The 18473-nt window shown below is 40.8% G+C and carries 12 protein-coding genes and 2 tRNA genes; 2 read left to right on the top strand and 12 right to left on the bottom strand.

The window, feature by feature from the left end; all coding sequences use genetic code 11:
* Positions 1–71 precede the first annotated feature (71 nt).
* Positions 72–836 (top strand): methyltransferase domain-containing protein, encoded by a 765-nt coding sequence (locus RMZ42_RS27205; protein WP_322674341.1) that lies wholly within the window; start codon positions 72–74, stop codon positions 834–836.
* A gap of 123 nt (positions 837–959) precedes the next feature.
* Here RMZ42_RS27205 and RMZ42_RS27200 read toward each other — a convergent pair.
* The 12 genes from RMZ42_RS27200 to RMZ42_RS27145 all read right to left on the bottom strand — a co-directional run bounded on the left by RMZ42_RS27200 (position 960) and on the right by RMZ42_RS27145 (position 16444).
* A tRNA-Ala gene (locus RMZ42_RS27200) sits at positions 960–1032 on the bottom strand.
* Positions 1033–1472: 440 nt separating this feature from the next.
* Positions 1473–1546, bottom strand: a tRNA-Met gene (locus tag RMZ42_RS27195).
* Positions 1547–1711: 165 nt separating this feature from the next.
* The gene (locus RMZ42_RS27190; protein WP_322674340.1) at positions 1712–4039 is read right to left on the bottom strand and encodes a peptidoglycan DD-metalloendopeptidase family protein; all 2328 of its coding nucleotides are present in this window, start codon (positions 4037–4039) and stop codon (positions 1712–1714) included.
* Positions 4040–4832: 793 nt separating this feature from the next.
* On the bottom strand, positions 4833–5294 hold the full coding sequence (locus RMZ42_RS27185; protein ID WP_322674339.1) for a tRNA (cytidine(34)-2'-O)-methyltransferase: 462 nt from the start codon (positions 5292–5294) through the stop codon (positions 4833–4835).
* Between the two features lie 336 nt (positions 5295–5630).
* Positions 5631–6770: a glutamate--cysteine ligase gene (gene gshA / locus RMZ42_RS27180; RefSeq protein WP_322674338.1), complete on the bottom strand. Its 1140-nt coding sequence runs from the start codon at positions 6768–6770 to the stop codon at positions 5631–5633.
* A 211-nt stretch (positions 6771–6981) separates the two neighbouring features.
* Positions 6982–8805 (bottom strand): hypothetical protein, encoded by a 1824-nt coding sequence (locus tag RMZ42_RS27175; RefSeq protein WP_322674337.1) that lies wholly within the window; start codon positions 8803–8805, stop codon positions 6982–6984.
* Positions 8783–13567, bottom strand: a complete 4785-nt coding sequence (locus tag RMZ42_RS27170) for a translation initiation factor IF-2 N-terminal domain-containing protein (RefSeq protein ID WP_322674384.1) — start codon at positions 13565–13567, stop codon at positions 8783–8785. Before RMZ42_RS27170 ends, RMZ42_RS27175 begins: the two co-directional genes overlap by 23 nt.
* A gap of 418 nt (positions 13568–13985) precedes the next feature.
* Positions 13986–14240, bottom strand: coding sequence for a hypothetical protein (locus RMZ42_RS27165; RefSeq protein ID WP_322674336.1), 255 nt, complete (start codon positions 14238–14240; stop codon positions 13986–13988).
* Between the two features lie 393 nt (positions 14241–14633).
* Positions 14634–14840 (bottom strand): hypothetical protein, encoded by a 207-nt coding sequence (locus RMZ42_RS27160; protein ID WP_322674335.1) that lies wholly within the window; start codon positions 14838–14840, stop codon positions 14634–14636.
* Positions 14841–15014: 174 nt separating this feature from the next.
* A complete protein-coding gene (locus tag RMZ42_RS27155) occupies positions 15015–15362 on the bottom strand; it encodes a carboxypeptidase-like regulatory domain-containing protein (protein WP_322674334.1) in 348 nt (115 codons plus the stop codon).
* On the bottom strand, positions 15359–15559 hold the full coding sequence (locus RMZ42_RS27150; RefSeq protein ID WP_322674333.1) for a hypothetical protein: 201 nt from the start codon (positions 15557–15559) through the stop codon (positions 15359–15361). The genes RMZ42_RS27155 and RMZ42_RS27150 overlap by 4 nt, the downstream gene beginning before the upstream one ends.
* Before the next feature lie 12 nt (positions 15560–15571).
* On the bottom strand, positions 15572–16444 hold the full coding sequence (locus RMZ42_RS27145) for a hypothetical protein (protein ID WP_322674332.1): 873 nt from the start codon (positions 16442–16444) through the stop codon (positions 15572–15574).
* A gap of 1125 nt (positions 16445–17569) precedes the next feature.
* Between RMZ42_RS27145 and RMZ42_RS27140 the strand changes: the two genes are divergently transcribed.
* The gene (locus RMZ42_RS27140; RefSeq protein WP_322674331.1) at positions 17570–18334 is read left to right on the top strand and encodes a peptidylprolyl isomerase; all 765 of its coding nucleotides are present in this window, start codon (positions 17570–17572) and stop codon (positions 18332–18334) included.
* Positions 18335–18473 lie beyond the last annotated feature (139 nt).

Here is an 18473-nt window from a genome sequence, read left to right as displayed (position 1 = left end):
ACGATATCGTTTTTTGTCATTTACATCAGAAAATACGGCTTTATAAATTACGAATTACGAATTATAAAAATATGTCAGATAAATGGAATCCAGAACTATACGAACGATTTCAAGCTGAAAGAAGTCGTCCATTCTACGACTTGGTAGACATGGTACATCGGCAAGAAAACTTACGAGTTCTTGATTTAGGGTGTGGAACCGGAAAGTTAACTAAATATCTGCATGAAACGTTAGCAGCACAGGAGACTTTAGGGATAGATGCTTCTGAGAAAATGCTGGAAAAGGCGCGTCAGTTTGAAGGCAATGGACTACGGTTTGAGCAAGGACGGATTGAGAAAAACCCAATAGATGGGGAGTTTGATGTGATTTTTTCTAATGCAGCATTGCAGTGGTTGACGGGACATGAGGTTTTATTTGAGAAATTGCGGGCAAAACTGCGACCTGGTGGACAGCTTGCCGTACAAATACCAACGATGGATAGTGAGCCAGTGCATCAGATAGCAGTTGAGACTGCACAGGAATTCAGTCAAGAATTAAGAGGATATGTGCGGCGTTTAGAGGTACTTCCTCCAGAAACATACGCCCGAATGCTTTATAAATTGGGGTTTGTCCGGCAGGAAGTCAAGCTTCAAATTTATGGGCATGTGTTGCCCTCACGAGAAGCCGTAGTGGAGTGGTATCGCGGGACATTGCTAACGGCTTATGAGTCCCTACTGGATGCCCAAACCTATGAGAGATTTGTCGAACGCTATCAGCAGAAGCTATTCGAGTTATTAGAGGATGAGCGTCCGTTCTTTTTTCCCTACAAGCGCATCTTAATGTGGGGGCGTATTTAAGAAACTGAAACTAGTTGTGATTTCAAGCATGATCTTGCTTGATTTGGAAGATAAAGTTGCAGAAGTTGTCCAACTTCTCCTTTAAATCACAAAAACAGGTTTTGAACAGCTGTGTTTTAATAGTGGAGCTAAGCGGATTCGAACCGCTGACCCCCTCAATGCCATTGAGGTGCGCTACCAACTGCGCTATAACCCCAAAACTACTAGTAGATAAGCTTAAAAAGCTTACTAATTAGTTTTATAAATTGTATTAGCTTTATTATTATGCAAGTTTATGCAATTTAAGTCAAGACACCTATATTAAGTTATGTGGATGCGATCGCCATCAGTTAGGCTTGTTATCAAAATGCCCTGTCTGTGAAAAACCCTTTCCTATTCTGGCTTTATGGATAAGCGGACAATGCCAGCAATGTTTTATATCCTTTGCAGAAATGGCAGAATATCAAAAGCATTATTGATTAAGAGAACTTGTCCTAACAAGTCACTGTAGACAGTCGATAAGTCTCTAATATTGCGACATTAGTTTGTGAGCGGTTATCTCGAATGAACTACAACACCAATTAGTGAAATAGCGACATTAATTTGTGAATGTACACTAGGAGTTGAAACCCCTATTTTGTTATTGCTTTTTCAAAATGGCTCAGGTCGGAGTTGAACCAACGACCCCAGGCTTATGAGTCCCGTGCTCTAACCAACTGAGCTACTGAGCCATGTTTTTCAAAATCATTAACTAATGTAGCATAGAAATTTGCTCAAGACTAGTCCATTTGGCAATTTTGTTAGAACTTTCATCCTTATTGAGGTAATAAAAGTAGAAGAGGGAGGTAGACTCCCTCAACTAACAAAGCAATGATTTAGTTACAGACAGCCAAGAATTATAGGCGTTGCGGTAACATAGCTATTGGGTTAACAGCACCCTTGCCTGATGGATGGATTTCAAAGTGGGTGTGTGGCCCAGTACTGTGACCAGTGCTACCCATTAAAGCAATTGTTTCTCCTTGATGTACTGCTTGACCAGGTTGCACCAGAATCTTGCTGTTATGAGCATAGCGAGTCGTGCTGCCATCAGGATGGCGGATTTCGACGAGGTTGCCATAGCCACCATTGTTCCAGCCAGCTTTTTCTATCGTCCCCTCAGCTGAAGCTACAACTGGCGTGCCAGTGGAGTTAGCAACGTCAATTCCTTTGTGCATTCTACCCCAGCGCCAGCCATAGCCAGAAGTTAGGGTTCCCTTTGCTGGCCAGGTGTAAGCTAAGGTTGAGGAAGATGGAGGAGGTGTAAGTTCGTCAATGGGTCTGGGAAGATATTGATCCACTGCTGCCAAAGGTGGTAATACCTGTGGAGAAACTGTGGTTCCTCGCATCTTTCCTAAGGAGTCAGAGGCATTTACTTTTCCAGGAGGCGTTGCCACCCTTGTGGCAGATTGAGTGCGAGAGGGAGTCCACTGGCTAGCAGAACCCAGATTAGGCAAGAATTCTGGGTTTACTACTTCGGTAGGGCGTACAGTAGTATGGAATTGGGACTTAGGCTGAACGCTATAGTTAGCCCGAATCGGTGTCGGAACTGGAATTGGTATTGCTACACTATTCGGTCTAGATGCAGGGTTAGGTACACTTAAATTATTGGGCGTAGAAATAGGAGTGAGTATAGCAGCATTATTTGCTTCGATCGCTGCTGCTGGCACAACTAAATTACCAGACTGTTGAGCGCGATATTTCTGCTGTAACCTCTGGATTTCCGCTTGTAAGCCCCGCAAACGGTCATTATTGTTATTGTTTACCCTTGCTACCCTATTTGCTGGTGTCTTCGGCTGTTGCATCTCGGCAAAAGCTTGTGGCACTGGAATGTCACCACCGACGCCATAAGACTTAGCTGTAGGGGGGGCAGTTTCTAAGTCGGTTGCACTATTTGCCTGAATCTGTACAGTTACCGGTGCAGGGACGGCAACGCTACTGTTGTCGGCAATAGTTGGTGATGGTGAACTAGGTAGATATGAGTTAGCACTACCAATATTCAAAGGGGAGGTAGCAACATTAGGAGTTTTGCTAGACTCTACAAAAGTGGGCTGACTCGCTACAGTTGCCTCAACTTTAACCGCAGGAATTTGAACCGCAGGAATTTGAACCGCAGGAGTTTGAACCGCAGGAATAACTAGTTTTTGACTAATTCGCAGTTCATTGGGATTATTGAGGTTATTTGCTTTAACTAGTTCTGATACTGAAGTGTTGTATCTGCTAGCGATCGCTGCTAGTGTATCTCCAGGTTTAACTTCATAAGCTGTATGCGTCGAGGAGGCAATCACTATTGGCGCCGATGGTACAGATGCACTTGTCTTCTGTTTTAACTTCGATACCAGGTTCGCTTGGCTTGGATCGCTAGAAGTGTCTGACTGGACTGCTAATGCAGTCTTCTCAACCACAGTTGTCGGCTGCGCCAATTCTATATCAGCTTTTGATAAATTTTTGGTCTCTCCAGACTGCAACTGCGCCAGACTCTTTCTTAAACGGTTCGATTTTTCTTGTAAGCGATTTAGTGCGAACTCTTGTTGCGCCTTAAGTTGTGCATTTATTTCACTGTTAACTGCGGTTGACGTTGCCACTGTTTGTGGCTGGGCAGTTAGTGATGTATTTGTACTATCAACACCATCAGCACTATAGTCAGACAGCTTATTGACTGTTGGAAAACTAGTTTCGGCTAAGGTATTGTTCAATCCCTGTGCCATTTTGGGCTTCAGGTTAGTGGAATTTTTATAACCTGCTGTTGTTTGAGAAAACTTGTTTGGTGCAGGAACTTGCAAAGATATTCCACTTGCCGCGACTTGCCATTTAGCTTCAAGCCCAGGCACTTGTGATACTGCCGTTGGTTCCACGATTACAGGATTTTCCGGCACGCTCGCTGATGAGATTGCTTGGGACTCCAGCTTAGTGGAGGCGAATTTCACCTCGGTGTCAGGAACAGCAGGAATCGCTGAAGTTGCCTTTTGGCTACCTACGGGCACCGCTGCTTGGGCTTGATCGCTTTGTCGAGTCACCAAAAGGCTGGTTGCTCCCATAGAGATTGCCAAGCCAATCATCGCCGCTTTTGTCCGCACCCGGCTGTTCACTTTTGGATTCATCACATTTAGCAGTTCTACCGGGGCATCATCGCTGCTAGGGGTATTGTTCAACACAGCTTTTACTCTCTTTTTCAATGCTCGTTTCAAAGACGACCTCCTTACGATCACTAGCGCTTAACTAACCTCGATTTTTCAGTTGGATACTAGTCAATGATTTAGATCGCAACAAATGATAGATCGAGATCACATTCACCAGAGATGCTTACGCAAGATTAACCTGCTTCTCTGATTTAGACAAGTTCACATCTGTTTGCAAAACTTAAATTTTGCTGTGTTTACTTGTCCGAACCACTCCTAACACCACTTAGGACGATTTTACTCTTTACCATTATCCGCGCTTGTCTTGCGTCAATCGCGGGGACTGGACAAATTATTTGCCAAGTCCAAGTCGCTGCTGAAAATTAAATTGCGGCGACTTCTGGAAAAGTTATGCCCCCTGCTGTAGATATCTTCAAGATATTTCTACCCCATCCGTCTTCATCAACACGAGACTTTACGTTGATTATTCCCTAAAAAACAACCGTATTAACTATCGGCTACTTTTGGGCTGATTTCTGTCCTCGATCGAGCAAAAATAGCTCAAATGTAATACATGACTGGATTTTAGCAATTTCGTTCCTAGTTTAGGATGTTTTAAATTCATCAAAATCTATCATTCAAATTCGGCAATATCCCAAGTTTCATATACAAATTTCTTATAATAACCTTACTATACTTGTAAGTATCTTCCACTACATTTCGCGAATAAACCCAATTTTTGGTATCTTGTTTTACATATTCTTGCTGTCATCAAGAAAATTTTTGCAGTCACAAATAAATCGTCTAATAGGTTTCTGGAAAGCTTATAAGTAAATACACTTATAAGCAGTCATGTAAACAACTATTCTAAATAGCCTAACTGACGACGGGTTTCAAATAAGCCTATTGCTACACTCACTGACAGGTTCAAGCTGCGAACCCCTGGTTGGCTCATGGGAATATAGACGGTAGCATCGCAATCTGACAGAATTGCTGGTGGTAAGCCTGTGGTTTCACTACCAAACAGTAGCCAATCATCAGGTTGAAACTGAAAGCTTACATAATTACAATTTCCATTAACCGTATAACCCAACCATCTGCCGCCACGCCTCTGATGTACGGTTTTAAAGGCTTCTAGTGATTCGTGATAGTGTAGTTTGACATAAGGCCAGTAATCTAAGCCGGCTCTTTTGAGGTAGCGATCGCTAATTTCAAACCCCAAAGGCCCCACCAAATGCAACTCTGTACCTGTAGCTGCACAAGTACGGGCAATATTACCTGTATTAGGAGGTATCTGCGGGTTCACTAAAACTACCTGAGGCATTATCCGTATAATTTAAGTATTGTATAAAAAAATTATGGTCAATGTTAAATCTACCAAAAGGTAGAGGCTATTCATAGGTTTTGTTAATAATAATCAAGCATCCTCTATCGATTAGATTTTTAAAAGGAAGTACAAACTATCCCAGATCAATGCCTGAGAGGATATTTGGCTACAATCGGGAAATATTAAGTGTTGTGTAGACAAAGTAAGTACTTGTATTTTTTAGGGCTGGTAGTGCCTGCAAAAAAATCTACCATTTGTATGAAGACGAAAGTGGAGAGATAAGGGGATAAAACAAAGTGTTTTCTCAATGCTCAATCCCCAATGTCTTTTGAGTTAACCCAGCAGAGACGAACATAATTTGTCTTCGAGTTCGATTTCGCGCTCTTGGGTGGCAATAATAGCCTGAGTGATGACGCGTTGGCTGTCAAAACCGACTGCGTGTAATTGCAACCACTGTTGAGCTTCATTGCCTTCGCGGAGGATTTTGTGCAAAGGCGAAAGGAAACAGCTAAAACCTTGTTGCTTGGCGATCGCCCAAACATCTTGGTAAATTTCGGCAATCCAATCTCTGGCTACAATACTTCTGCCATCTTGCCAATGCCTCAACTGAGCATCAAGACTACCAGCAGCAGCAGCAGCTTCGTTGTCAGCAGTCAGGGTGACGAGTTCTTCAGCAGAGAAAGTGCTTTGGGTTAACGGATCGATGCTGGGGTTTTCGATTATTTGCAACAAACGCGCTTCTAATAAGGCAGTAATAGCCAATAAGGCAATGGGATCTGTGACTAAATCGCAAATTCGCAGTTCTAGGCGATTCAAGTCATAAGGACGGCGATCGCCATTTGGTCGCACCGATGCCCACAAATGCCTTACATTTTGCATGGTTCCGGCAACGAGTTGATCTTCCACCCACTGGATATGATCGGCGTGGCTGGCAAATAAGGGCACATGGCTGGGCGTTTGTGGGAAAACGCCCCAACGGGTGGAGTGATAGCCAGTAGCTTTGCCATCCAAGAACGGAGATGAGGCGCTGAGGGCGAGAAATAAGGGCGCTTCCATACGGATTACCCGACACGCCCGCATCAATACTTCTGGGTCGCTGATGCCGACATTGATGTGTACGCTAGCGGTGACTACTTTCGTGCCGTAGGTGTTCTCAATGTAATCATGATAGGGGTTTGCTGGATCGGAACGGAGAAAGCGATCGCCCCCACCCAAAGACAAAGTACTCCCTGGTATTAAGGTGTAATCGCCCAAACGATTGAGGTAGTTTCGCAACTCCCGCCGGGGACGCAGCAAGGCACACAATAAATTTTCGTAATTATGGGATGGTTGAGTTATGTACTCGACGTTGCGGCTATCTGGTTCGCGCATAAATCCATCCAAAGCCGCAACAATTTTGTCGGAGAGACCGACGATTTCACCTTGAGGCGTGCCCGTGTACATCTCAATCTCAAAGCCTTTTAATAAGACCACCTTGTTCTCCTCGGCTCTCTCTACCTATAAATTGTATCGAACAAGACGAATCTCTGGATCTATCTTTAAGTCAATCAAAGGTTAAGAATCATTTAATTGACAATCCCCGCGAAATCAAGACGGTATATTTCAGACGGCATATTTCTGGATTGTCTTTGAGAAATTATTACTATTGGAGTAGGAAAAATCTTCTAGTGTAGGTTACATAATGCTACAAAATAAAATCATTGGGTGAATCACTCTCTTGAACAATCTTGAGACGTATAAACTGCGCCCATACTTCATCACTAAGTAAATTTAAAGCAGTTTCGGGATTGTTAATTGCGATCGCGCCGATAACTTTACGCCATTCCTGTTGCAATAAATCAATAAAAGCCTCTTCGATAGAAACTTGACTCAGCAACGAAAGTGCAGTTTTAAAACTTGCTGAATCACCTGATAAGTTTTTTGATTTTAATCCCTGTATTGCTACATTCAACCATACAGGCAGAAGTTCAAGCCAATTGTTTTTCTGTATCTCTTTGAGTGCAATATCTTCCATACCTAGCGCACCCCACATACATAAAGACTCTACAGCCAGTTGAGAATCACGGTTTTCGAGAGCATTTTGCCATAATTGTTGAGCGTGATTTTGGAAGCGATTAGCGAGAAATTCATAAGCTTCCTGAACTTGATGTGGAATTGTAACTTTATAAACTGACTCACCTCGTGGTAAGTAATCGCCGCGATAGGATAACCAGTTATGAGATCCGCAAAGATGAATTTCTTTATCAACTATTACTTCTTTAACATGGGAATCTCCTAACCAAAAAACTTGTACAGATGGTAAACCATCAGGTGTTTTGATTGCTCGAAGTTTTTTCTCTACTTCTGGTGGAATTGGTTTATCTTCATCTTCTTGTCGCCGCGCAATTCCATGTCCAATTAAAATCCGAACTCCGCGATTAGCTAATTTCTGTAACAAGATTAGAAATTTTTCATTGACAACTGCCTGATTTACCCAAGGAGAATAGATTAGAATCTGACTTTTAGCCGAATTTAAAACTTCTGAAAAAACCAAGCTAATTTGTCCATCGCGTAACTGCACGGCTTCACCTAACGCTTTATAGTTATCTCCATCACTAGTAGTTTTTGTGGCAGCTTCTAGCGCCTTTTTGCGAATATTTTCAAGCCGAGCTTCTATTTCAGTATTTTTCTGCTTGAGAATGGCTTGACGTTCAAAATTGATGGTTTCGGTTGACAATTTACATAATGCTTGCAAAGATATTTTACCTTCAGTATGTAGTAGTTCTAAGCAATTTGATGCTGACTCTAAAATTTGCTTTCCATTTCTTATTTGAATGTTCAATTTATCTTCAAGAGCATCAAAGATAACGAAAAGCGATATCTTTCTCCAAAATTTTTGAGTCGAAGCTAGTACCCTATAGGAAGTTACTATTTTTCCCTCTTCTGGTACATGAAGTGCTAAACCTGAAGCTTGAACACTTTTTTGGATTTCCTCAAGGGGGAAGGAAGCAATATCAGCAATTGTATGATCAATAGTGATAAAGTCTGCCAAGTCAGGTAAAGTTATCGTTGTCTCATTTAAGGATTCAGATTGAAAGGTTATCTTATTGCTTAAAGGGTCTGTAATAGCATAAATTTGTATAGGATATGGTGGCTGTGGTACAGACCCTTTTTCATAAAATGAGTGACCTTCAGCAGTAACTGTTAGTGGCGATGTAGGTGATAGAGTTTGTAAGGAACGAAGAGTTGTAGTAGTAGTTTTAATAAAAACAGAATCAAGCCCAAGTACAGATGCTAATTCATCCTCTGTTGGCGGAGGTTGAAATTCAATAGCGGCGCGGATAATAAATTCTTCAAGTACGTTAAACTGGCGGGGTTCCTTGATATTTACTTCTACCGGAGTTTGACGTAAACTATAACGGAATTGACGCGCTGCTAAAACTGATAAACTAGGACTTTGCGCTTCTATTTCGTCTACCAATTTTTTGAGAGTTTCATCAATAGGTTTAGCAGAAGAGGCGAGAAACATCAATGAAACCTCCATGTAGACGCACGATATTTGAAACATTGGAGTACATACCTCCGACTTGTCCACGCTGCTGAGTAAATAGCGAATGACAACCCACAATGACTAATAGTTCTTGAGCGCGGGAAAATGCAACATTAACTCGTTCTGGTTTCTTAGCAAATCCCACATCTCCTCTACTATTATTGCGAACCATACTCACAATTACAATAGGTCGTTCCATACCTTGAAATCGGTCTACTGTACCAGTGGTGATTTGCAACGATGGGAAATCTTTAGATTGCAGGCGTTCATCAATTTTTCTGAGTTGAGCGCCATAAAAAGTAATCACGGCGATTTCTTTTTTTGGTTCACCATTAGCAACTCTAAAAGCCCAAGTACTCTCAAATTGCTTACATAGATATTCAATTGCATTAATTTCTGGAATATTAAAAAATGAAGTTCCTATCGTTTCTTCTTGAAACTTATTACTTCCAGGCGTTTTTATCCAAATAAGATGGTGAGATTCTTTGATGATTTCGCCTGCTAAATTATGTGCGCGTTTTGTATCCGGCTCTAAAATACCACATTCTAGTTTACCATCATAAAACTGATTGATTGCTCCCATAATTATGGGGTGCATTCGATATTGAATATTTAACATTTCTTTGATGCTATTATTAGCACTTTCAAAATGAATTTTAAAGAGTGATTCTTGCAATAATTGTAGTTCTGTATTTGTGCTACCAATCTCTTGAAAAAGTTCCTCTAAAGTCTTCGTGTCAAGCATGGGTGGTAATTGCCGATGGTCGCCTACCATGACTAACTTTTTGGCTTTCAAAGCGGGGATTAATAACTCTGGAGGAGTACATTTACTAACTTCATCAATAATGACGACATCAAAGTATTTGAATTCTTGTGAAAAATTGTAATTTGCAGCTTGAACGCAAGTGATACCAACGACATTGGCATTATCTAGATAAATCCGCCTTAAATCGTTGCGACCGCTTTCCGTTGGCTGTCTTAATTTTCCTATCCAATCTTGAACAAAGTGCTGATATCGATTAAGATAAAATTCTTCATTTTGAAGTTGCTGCTGCCAATATTCAAACTTTACCTTGATACTGCGTAAAAAGTCCAAATTAAACAAGTCTGTCGAATCAACTTCAAGCTTGAATTTACCAGGAATTGTTTCCCAAATTGACTGCCACCAGATTCGTTCAGTTGATATGTATTCTAATTGCTGCCGTAAATGCTCAACAATTGTCTGTATTTGACTTTGAGTTTCTATAAATTGGCTTTTGTAGGTTTCCGTTATTTCCTGCAAGCTAGTAATACGAACTATGAGCAGGTCTTTGCTAGTGGAAAGTGTAGCAAAAGGATCGATCAAGGAAATTAAAGTATCAAGTTGCTTGGTACGATTTTCCCAGTCCCGTATTTTTGCTCTAAATTGTGGTATTTTAGTCAGAATATTTGAAGGATTATTGAGGTATTCTTGCACTAAAAGTTTTAATTCTTTGGGTAAGTATGGGAAGGGGAAAAGTTCTTGTAAGAGTGCGATCGCTCTTTGAAATTTGAAGTCAGCTTCACTGCGATAATTTTCTAGCTGCTCTTGATTAGCAGATATTTTTTGCTGCTCATTAGCCACCAACCTCATCTGTTCATTTAATTGAACCTCAAGCTGGTTTTGCTTTATTTCTGTTTCAGTTTGTAGTTGCTTCAGCCATGTACGCGCACTCGTAACTATACCATTAACCACTTCCTCTGTAATTTGGGAGATAGCGGATTCACTTTCAACAGGCTGAACTGTTTGACGTATAATCTGGGCTTGTCTCCTAATAGCCTCAAGAGTTACCGCCGCACCATAACGGCGGCTATATGGACGTAATTTTTGAGCTATGGAATCCAAACTTGGCTGGTTGACAGCAAACGCAAGTATCCATTCGATAATCCGACCCCAGACCCCTAGTGGTTTCTCAATCTCATCGATGCTATTTTGTGCTAGTTGCTTCAGCTTTATGAGAGATTCCACAGGGTCTAGCGTGTTAATAACGCTCACCTGGCAAATGGCAGCTTCATCGATTGAGCGATTACCTAGTATATTTCGTCCCTGCACAAGTAAATTTCTGATTTCAGTAACCCGACTGCGTACCCTATCCCATTGGCGATAATTTGGAATTAATTCATTGACTTTCAACTGACACCGATCAATACTTTGTTGCCAAGGTAGATATTGATCTGCGATCGTCATGCTTCGTAATACCGAAGGTAATAAGATTAAGTCAACTGTAAACCCTTGACGATTTTGTAAGCACTGTGTCAATACATTGGCAATATTTAAATTAGCTGTAGACAGCCATATATCAAGGTCATTTATTGCTAAACTGACCTCAGATTCACGGTTATGTAGATTCCTAATTCTTTGGTGCAAACTTTGCTGGTTAGCAAGCAATTGTTGGTGATTTGACTTTAGGCGAGCAAGATATTCTGAATTTTGTGTGTAAGTTTGTGCAGCTAACTCCGCTTCGGTCATTGCCATAGCTATATCACTGGCGTAGGCTAATGCTGTGCTAACTTCAGTAATCCGAGAAACTACAGTCTTCTGCAACCAACCAGCTAAACCAAATAAGCTATGATTTGGACGAACTATACCAAGTTCAGAAGCCAAATTAATTGCTAACCGAAGATTTGCAGCAAAGTTTCGCAAGGAAGCGTCTGTAGATGTGTATTTATTCAGACCAGCCCACAAATTAAGAAGTGCTGGATCTTGCCAGTCTACTGAAGGTGCTTGATTCAGCAACTCCTCTAAAGCAGTTTTCAGAGATTCGACCTCAGCCAGTTGAGATGCGGCTTGATTATATTCATTTTTTTGGGTCGTACAAGTTGACTCTAAATTTGCTTTACGCGTCTGTAATAAATCCTGCTCTTTATTAAATACCTCTTCTACTTTCAGGTATGCTGTGAATCGTTGTGATGCTGCAAGCAATTCACGTAAAACTCTTACATTATCGAGGTGTTTAGCAAGATTTTTTTCGCAGTCTGTAGCAGTATTTTCTAACCATGTGCCAATCACTCGATTTTCTAAAAACGGCTGTCCTTGTTCTCCAACTCTTTCGGCGTTTCCCTTTCGCACAGCCCGAATTAGTGGGTTATGAACTAATCGACTCAGGGCGTTATCTACTGCTAAATTGGCTTGAGAAGTAATTAGAGTGCGTCCACCCCGTAGAGCAACTTGATAGCAAATCTCGGCAATTACGGTAGTTTTCCCAGTACCTGGTGGCCCTTGAATTAAAACTAAATCTTCAGCTGCAAGCACTGTTTCTACTGCTGCTTTCTGGCTATGATTAGCTGAGGATAACAACAAATCCTTTGGTTGCAATTCGACAGTTTTTTCAATAGGTCTTGCTTGGGAAGCGTCGAATAAAAAGTTTCCCAAATAGGGATTTTGGGTGCGTCCTTGTCTTAATTGTGCCAAGGCTTCTTTTTTGCGTTTAATCTGTTGGATGTCACCAACTGCCTCAAAAAACAAAAATCCGGTAGCTGGTAGCTGATAACGTCCTGCTGCCATGTAGTCTGCTAAATCGCGTTCTAGCCTTACGCGGATAATGCAACTGTTTGGAATAACTTCTTCAATAATTCCTAATTGGCGGCTGTTGCGCCAGTTTTGTCCTTTGGGAGTAGTCTCGAATAGCTTAACCTCTTCATTTTTTGCTCGTTTTACCCGTTCCCAGAAGTTTTCCACAGCCAAGGAATTTTCATCAGAACCGTCAAGAGTAGCTGAGATTACGTCAATCTCAAAAGTGATCCGTTTTCCGAAGCCATTGTGGCTGAAAAAAGGCACACAAAATTGGCGTGTTTTAGCGATTTTTTCCTCAATCTGTAAAAATACTTCCCAAATTCGCAGATGATCTTCTGTAGGCAGATGGTCGCCGCATATAGGCATAGCTGCCATCCGTGCCAATGCCGTTGACGGAATATCAATACGATACTGATGATTAGGCAGCAACCGTAAATAATAAGGTACAGTATAGCCATCAGCATTTCCCTGTGAAAGTTCTAGCAACTTAGCAGATAGTACCTTTAAACCGCCCCTTCCATTTTGTTGTACAACTACTATGAATCCTAGTGTTTTTCCCAGCTTGTCAAGTCTTGCAGGTAATTGAAAATCATCATGATCTGTTGCTATGGTTAAATCCCAAATTTCTTCTTCAGGATTTTGCCCCGCACCCTTGCGGCGTACATATACTAAGCGAGGCTCTTGACCTAGTAAATCAAATATTAACTCGTTAGCACGCTCTTGTCGCTGCCAAGGTTCACGATATGATTCAAGGACTACTTGACTTTCAAAATTGCTGATTAAACTATTAATTGCCGAAGAACCTAAGAAGACATAGCCCCATTTTTCCGAATCTGTTTTAATATTTAAGCAACTTGCTTGGAAAGATGTAGTAACGGATAGTTCTGGCGTTTTAGAAGGACGATTTGTTAATATTTTGGGTTGATTTATTTCCAAGGTTTGTTGTTTGTGAATGGGAGCAAGCCGATTTGGAGATATAGTCTTTGGTGAAGTTGGTTGATGACTTGCTATAGCTAATTCCTGTTGTATCCCATTTGTAGATGCATATTTTTTAGCAGCCAAACGGATTCGTCCTGCATCAAATTCTGAAATTTTGCTACTATAGCTTTTGACCACGATGTTGAGTTGGTCGCAAATTGCTAGTAACTCTTTGTTCTCCAAATTCAATTCTTTTGATAGCTCATAGATTCTGACTTGCGCGTTGTTCATCCACTGCTTGCCTTTGCCAACAAAGTTTTCCAAGTCTAGTATTCCCAAATGCTGAGAAGGAACATCATCATCAACTTCTGCGGCTTTGCTTATATTGGGTAGTATTACCCACAAACAATAAAATTACCGCCCTCTTAGAGAGGTCGATAATCTAAGACTTTCAATTTTAAAAAATCAAATAGAATTGCTATCTATTCTGTATTCTCAATCCTACACAATTACTCAAAACCAAAATTTTACTATGAAAAATGCCAGCTTTGGTGATGGCTAGTTTGCCCAGTATATCGCCTCAATTTCGTCTACAAAATTTTTGAGATTGTCATCAATCGGTTTAGCAGAAGAGGCTAGAAACATCAACGTAACAAGATTGGATAATTCAATTTCTACAAATACTTGTAAAGCATGAGGCAAACTACTTTTATGCTTTCAACAAGTCTTGGCGACGACTAGCGCACCAAGCAAATCCAGCACCAGTCACAAACATTAGCAGACCATAAATTGCCCCAGGAATGGCCATTGTAGGACTATTCAGCAGCGTAGGTGTAGAAGCGATCGCGATCGCTAATGTCCGATTTTGAATTCCTATTTCTACTGTAATTGCTGTAACATGTTTTTCTCCTAATCCGGTTAAAGTAGCGATCGCAAAACCTAAAGTTATTGCAACTATATTCAAAACTAGAGTTGCCTAGCCCACATCTATGACATCACAAACAATAGCGTCACAGAAAGAGCAACATCACCCCCAGCCAAAAACTTAATCATATTACTTCCATTCTTAACCCGCTTTGGTAACAATAAAAGTACCTCTGGATTTTACCGTATTCCCGTTAAAATTTTAGTTAGGGAACTCCAAAAAATAAATTATCCAATTTGTCTACTCAACTAGACTTCTTTCTTCCTTGTCCCTCTGCTATGGAATATTTTTTTACTTGGAAGTCCCTTATTGCTTGTGACAATCAATATAATTAACCACAGATCGATATAGATTTTCATAGAGGCGCACAGATGTACGCCCCTAAGCAAGCCTATATTTTATTCAAATGAGAATCGCTACAGCAGGCAGATTTCATCGAAGAGGAGTAGTTTGTACCTCTTCTAAGGATGGTAGAGATTTAGAAGAACTAGCGCTACTTTCTGGTGTTGAAGGTTCATCATTTACAACTCCATCCCATGAATAATTGCAGATTTTAGTGCGAAGTAATGTACCAAATGTCAGGTTAATTACTACAGCGAAGGAATCGATAAAAATTAGATTCAAAAAGCGATCAATCATTAGACCCCCTTGAGCTAACTTGAGCATCAAGTGATATTTGCTTTCTTACTACACATGCCACAATGTCTTTTCCAGAAATGCATCGTGTATTAATACTTCTCGCTTGGGTCGCACAGCTAACTGTGTGCCCATAATATAAATATAATTTGGGATAATTTATTTTTTGGAAGTCTCTTAGGGGATTGCCGACTGTTGTAAATTAAGCTCTTGAAATGCCTCAGAAGACTCTTCCAATGTCAAGCTACCAAAAGATTTACCGTTGATTTGTAGAGTGTATTTACCCTGTGGTAAGCCTTCTAAATAATAGACTCCAGCACCGTTGGTGGCAGAAAAACGCCGAGTCCCCCGATCTGGTTGTATAGCTTCTACCCGTGCGCCTGCGATCGCTTGTGTGTCAGTACTAGTGAATAAAATAAATTGAGGCAAAACTCGCCAATCTAGATTAAAACGGCTAGACAAGCGATCGCTAATAAATGCAGTACTCAAGCTGAAAGATGGATTATAGCGAATATCTGTATTCACATTCTATTACCCGTCAATGCTGAAACTGCTACCTGCAAAGGTAACTTTCCCGGACGCCAAAATAATTCTGCTAAGGCTCTAGCCGATTCGTCATACACTCCACCTAAACCTACTGTCAGATTTTCCGATAAACCCCAACGCCCAGCAATTCCGCCTTGAAAGTCAGAAAAGTTGCCCAAGAAACTTTGATTTCCCACAAAATCCCGTCGTCAGCCACCAGAAACGATTAATCCTGAAGCACCTGCTGGTAATTGTCCTAGTACTGTCGAAAAACTAGCCTCTTGAATTTCTGGTTGGGCGGTGAGTCGTCCTTGGGGATACAGCAAGATGCGATAATTGTTGCCCAAAAATTGATTTTGGCTTTTAATATTTTCAAAACGGTAAATGCCAGAAGAACCAACTAAAATTTCGGCAATCACGCGATCGCCAAAACCTTGCACCAATCGCGCTAATGTACCTGGTTCAGCCTTACCAGAAATTGTCCGTTCAATAGAATCTGCTTGTAACCGTTGGCGAGGATCGGAAGAACCACCACCGAAGGGTTGAGGTGGTACAAACCCCTGTCGTTGAATGGATGTAAAACCCCAATAGTCTCCTGTTCCTTGAGTCTGCCAAAACGTTGGCTGGGAAACTACAAAATAATCAGTTGAATTAGTTTGTCGAAGAAACTGCGCTTCGGCAATATTCCAAGTTTGCGGATTTTCTAAATTTGGTTGATCGGTGCGGATGAACCACGAACCACCAAAAGCACTACCAACAGCAAGAAAATCACCTCTATAGTTTGTCGATCTGCTAGCACTACCGCTAGCATTTACCTTCTGTTCAATTGCAGCGATACTAAATTTTTGAGGTGCAACCTGTGGTAATCCTTCTAGTTGAATTGGAGTTTCCGTTTCTGCCAATTTGCCACTAAATCGATCTAGTCCTGGAACATCTAAAACTATGGCGTATTCATTGATATCAAATTTTGCCGTTACGCCAAAGAGAGTTTGTAAATCTTGAATTGTAAAGACTAATCCTAATTCTGGATCGGTGCGAAGTTTTGTTGGATCGATGCGAGTCACAACACCAGGCGATCGCACTTCTAATTGATCATCAGGTAAAGTGGTAATATTTAATTTTAACCTATAATTCCCACTTGCCAGACAAAATTATCTATATTAATGCTGTATTTTACAGCAAGATTAATTCTTCCAAATTAGGCACAGATACAAGATTTAATTTGAATTTATTCAGGATTTACGCAACTGGCACAAGCAATGGTGTGCGAAGCGCACCGAGCACCGAAAAACTACACAGAAGACATAGCAATTTCTGGACGTTTTTGTTGCTCAACTAAATAATTAAAAAGCAAATTGTGCTTAAGCTTGTAAATAGTTTTACCTGTTTGATAAGCTAAACTTTTCAGTTTTAGCTAAACTAATATAGTGCAAGCAATATGATTTATTTCAAGATACATCATTGATTATTATTACTAATTCGAGTAAAGCCAATCAAGCTACATTCTGGGTAATTAAATACTTCTGTACTACTGGCTAGCGATCGTACTGTGCCAGTTGCGTAATTCATGTAATATAAAATACATAATACCCTTATTTGAAAAGGCAGCATATAAGGCGTCCCCCTTTATACCCGAAACACTTGTAAACAGGCCCCCTAGATGCTTGATAGCGTTCGCACAGCGTCTTGTAAAGAAGCTTTAGTAACATAGGAGCGTCGCCCTCAGTACATTATGCCTGCTCTACTTGAGAAAATTCTAAACGCTTAGATGCAAAACGGTGCGCGAACGCTTTCGCGTAGGGGTACGCGGACTCATGAAAATACTTGGCGTCTACCCTTATGTACTAAACCCTCTTTCGAGGTTGGGAGAAGAATCGCGACACTAATACCACTGTGGCTCTACGTATAATAAATAATAGAAACCTCAAAACACCCTAACTCAGTCTATAAACTTTGTCTTCTAAAGTCGTACTAGCAAGAACTGTCTTTTATCTTTATCTTCATATCTGCTAGCATTTGCGTATAATCTTTGATAAAAACTCATACAAACTGTATATTTTTAAGTATGTTAGCAAGTAACTATTTAATTATTGCGAAAGTGAGGTTAATATACCTAACCCTGTAGAATTAAGGTAAAAGTTCCTAGACAATGGGCTAAGGTATAGCTTCTTTAACAGACTAAATATTCTTGAGATGACCGAAAGCTAATGACTGAAGCGATCCAAATCGGTAATCGTACAATTACAGCTAGTGAATTGATTTCTTTACTGGCAAGTTACCAAATGCTGCCACAGTTGCAGCGAGAATTAATCATTGATGAGGCGATAGAGCAAAACTCACGCTCCGCCAAGGTAGTTATAGAGTGTACTCCTGAGGAAGTAGCCCAAGCTAAACAACAGTTTTACGCTGAAAAACAGTTTAAAAATGAAGAAGATATCCAGGCTTGGATGGCACATCAAGGGCTGACTCCCGATCAACTAGAAGTTATTACCACTCGTAAGCTGAAAATTGAAAAATTCAAGCAAGCCACTTGGGGTAATAAACTGGAATCTTACTTTTTTCAGTCCAAGGCAAAACTGGACAAAGTAATTTATTCCCTACTGCGAACCCAGGATGTGGGAATTGCCCAAGAACTCTACTTTAGGATTCAGGCAAAAGAAAACTCTTTTGCTGATTTGGCGCGGGAATACTCACTCGGTCCGGAAGCCCAAACTGGTGGCTTGGTAGGCCCGATTGAACTGAATGCACTACATCCGATAATGGTGCAAATGCTCTCTAGTAGTCAACCAGGTCAGATATTGCCCCCTACCCGTATCGCTGAATGGTTTGTGATTTTGCGTTTAGAAAAATTTATTCCAGCACAACTGGATGAATTTATGAAAATGCGCCTGTTGAATGAACTCTTTGAAAACTGGCTACAAGAACAGCAAAAGCAAATCATGTCTGCACGACAAGCAAAGGAGGATAGGTGACAGGCGATAAACCTTTAACCCAATCGAATTAACCCAATCGAATCGCCTCTAAAAGTGTTGTGTGGCATTAGTAGCGCAATTCATGAGAAATAAAAACCCCCAAGCTCTGATCTGAGCTTGGGGGTTTTTATTAAATTAT

Source organism: Nostoc sp. DedQUE05 (genome assembly GCF_034530955.1).
Lineage (GTDB): Bacteria > Cyanobacteriota > Cyanobacteriia > Cyanobacteriales > Nostocaceae > Nostoc.
Note: the sequence above shows the minus strand (reverse complement) of the source record. Positions and strands in the feature narration are given on the sequence as shown.